At 67.8% G+C, this 2,342-nt stretch carries 3 protein-coding genes; all 3 read right to left on the bottom strand.

Going from position 1 to position 2,342, the window contains the following annotated elements; genetic code table 11:
- Positions 1 to 16 precede the first annotated feature (16 nt).
- A complete protein-coding gene (locus VGI62_RS09525) occupies positions 17 to 1,099 on the bottom strand; it encodes a sensor histidine kinase (RefSeq protein ID WP_331504242.1) in 1,083 nt (360 codons plus the stop codon).
- A gap of 394 nt (positions 1,100 to 1,493) precedes the next feature.
- Positions 1,494 to 1,961, bottom strand: coding sequence for a cupin domain-containing protein (locus tag VGI62_RS09520; RefSeq protein ID WP_331504241.1), 468 nt, complete (start codon positions 1,959 to 1,961; stop codon positions 1,494 to 1,496).
- A gap of 25 nt (positions 1,962 to 1,986) precedes the next feature.
- Positions 1,987 to 2,226 carry a hypothetical protein gene (locus tag VGI62_RS09515; protein WP_331504240.1) on the bottom strand — a complete coding sequence of 80 codons (240 nt, stop codon included), beginning with the start codon at positions 2,224 to 2,226 and terminating at the stop codon, positions 1,987 to 1,989.
- Between the last annotated feature and the right edge of the window lie 116 nt (positions 2,227 to 2,342).

Below are 2,342 nucleotides of genomic sequence, written 5' to 3'. Positions count from 1 at the left end.
CCCGCTATCGCCCGGATCATCCCTCGGGGGCGGCGTCCTCGCAATTGAACAGAATGGCGACGCGCATGCCCTTGCCGGGGGCGGACTGGATGACGGTCCGGGCCTTGGCGTTCTGCTGCAGGGACCGGACGATCAGGGTTGAGAGCTTGCCGGGCTTCGGCCAGATGGCCCCCTCCGGAAGTCCGACGCCGTCGTCGGCCACGATCACGCGGCAGCCGCCATCCAGGGTGGTGCTGTGGAGCGTGATCACGCCGCCCGAGCGGCCCTTGAAGGCGTGCTTCAGGGCGTTGGTCATCAGCTCATTGACCACCAGGCCGGTGGGCATGGCTACGTCGATGGACACCGGCCACGTGTCGACCTTGAGATCAAGCCGCAAGCCTTCCACGGCGTAGGCGCGCATGACGGCGGTGGCGATCTCACTGAGATAGACGCCAAGATCCACCGAATTGCCGTCAGGTCCCGCCTCGGACAGCGCCCGGTAGAGCAGCCCCAACGCCTCCACCCGACCGGCGAGCCGCTCGAAGCCCTCGCCGGAGGAGGTGCCCTTCACCGCGCGCGCCTCCACGCGGATCAGCGAGGTGATCATCTGCAGGTTGTTTTTCACCCGATGCTGCAGTTCCCGCAGCTGGATGTCCTTCTCGCCGATCAGCGCTTCGAATTCCTCCGCGCCCGACGCCGGCCGGGCTGCGGCCTCGACGATGGCGACCAGCCTGAACATCGGCGCGCCGTCGTCGCCTTCGATGACATTCGACCATGCGTCGATGGTGGTGGGCGTGCCCGAGCGCTCGATGGTGAAAGCGCCCAGATAGTCCCGCTCTTCGGCCACCGCCCGCCCCAGGGCGCGCGCATGGGCGGGATCGGACGCCTCGCCCGGCAGGGCCGCCCAAACGGCGCCGACCAGGGCCGCGTTGGTCTGACCGCTTAGGCGCTCGAACTGGTTGTTGGCGTAGATGATCCGCTCGGTCGGATTGAGCACCGACACGGCGATCGCCACCGGGAGTTGGTCGAGGAACAGTTTGAACTGTTCGCTCTCCAGGGCGTCGGCAAGGTCAGGGGTGTCCAGGAGTCTTTGGACTTCATTTGGCGTTTCGTCCGGCACTATGACGCGCCCTCGATCCACACGGCTGCGATGAAGCCTATAGCGCCCGCCATGTCTCAACCAGCCACATCCGCGCCGCGCCGGCAACAGGACAGCACGGCCAGCCAGCTGGGCGACCTGGGGCGCCAAGGGAACCCTCACCGGCGGCGGCCTCGCTCGCGAACGAAGTGTGGCGCGTGCGCGTCAACGGGCGCCTTGCGGAGCCAGGAGCGACGCTGATCTCGCGTGGGAGACCGAGCCCCTCCAGTGCCTCGACCGCGAAGGCCTGACGACGCCGGCGCCGGCGCCGATCCCGACGACGGACGGCCGGCTCTACGCTGCGCTCCGGCCGGGATGACGAGCATAAGGCAAGGTTCTGCCAACTCGGATTCGGCGCCCCGGCGTGTTGCCCAAGCTAACCCGACTTCGGATAGGGGGCGCCGTCGCGATGGCGGTAGAGCGGATCGCCGGGCTCGGCGACCATATCGATGTCGGGATAGACGCAGCGGTCGTGCTCGAAGTCTGAGTTGCCGATCTCCAGCACCACGGCGTCGCGATCGGAGCGGTTGACGAGGTGATGGCCGTCGGGGTCCCCGGCCTTGAAGGCGGCGCAGTCGCCGGGACGCAGGACCTCCTCGCCGGCGTCGGTGACCAGCACCAGTTCGCCCTCGACGAGCCAGACGAACTCGTCCTCGACGCTGTGCCAGTGCCGCTGGCTGGACCAGCCGCCCGGCGCAATGTGCGACAGCCTCACCCCGAAGGCCGTCAACCCCGCCGACCGCCCCAGCCGCCGCCACGTCCCGCCCTTGCACGGCTCGTCGAACGGCGCCGGATAGTTCGACCCGCCCTCCTGCGGCACGGCGTCGATATCGATCTTCTTCACGGCTCGCGCTCCGAAATGTGGTTGCTCAAGCCAGCTCCAGACGCCGCTCGATGCGGTCGATCCGTTCGGACATCCCGTCGAAGGCGAGTTGCACGCGCGCCACATCTCCCGAGAGTTGGGCGACGTCGCCGCGTACCGCGGCCATGCCGATCTCCACCTGAGAGAGCCTGCCGTTGACCTCCTTCAAGTCGCGCTCGATCCGCTCCTGCCCACCCTGGAAGCGTTTCAGGTGCTCGAGGATCAGGTTCTCGGCTTCGTCGGTCACGTTCCACAGTCTATGCCAGATGCTCGCAAAACGCAAATGTTCCTGGCAAACCTCGTGCGACCCGCCTCTCCTCCCCCACAGGGGGAGGGGGACCCCGAAGGGGTGGAGGGGGCGCA

Source organism: Phenylobacterium sp., from assembly GCF_036495085.1.
In the GTDB taxonomy this organism is placed as follows: Bacteria; Pseudomonadota; Alphaproteobacteria; order Caulobacterales; family Caulobacteraceae; genus Phenylobacterium.
The sequence above is the reverse complement of the archived record's forward strand: the minus strand, read 5'-3'. Positions and strand labels throughout refer to the sequence as shown.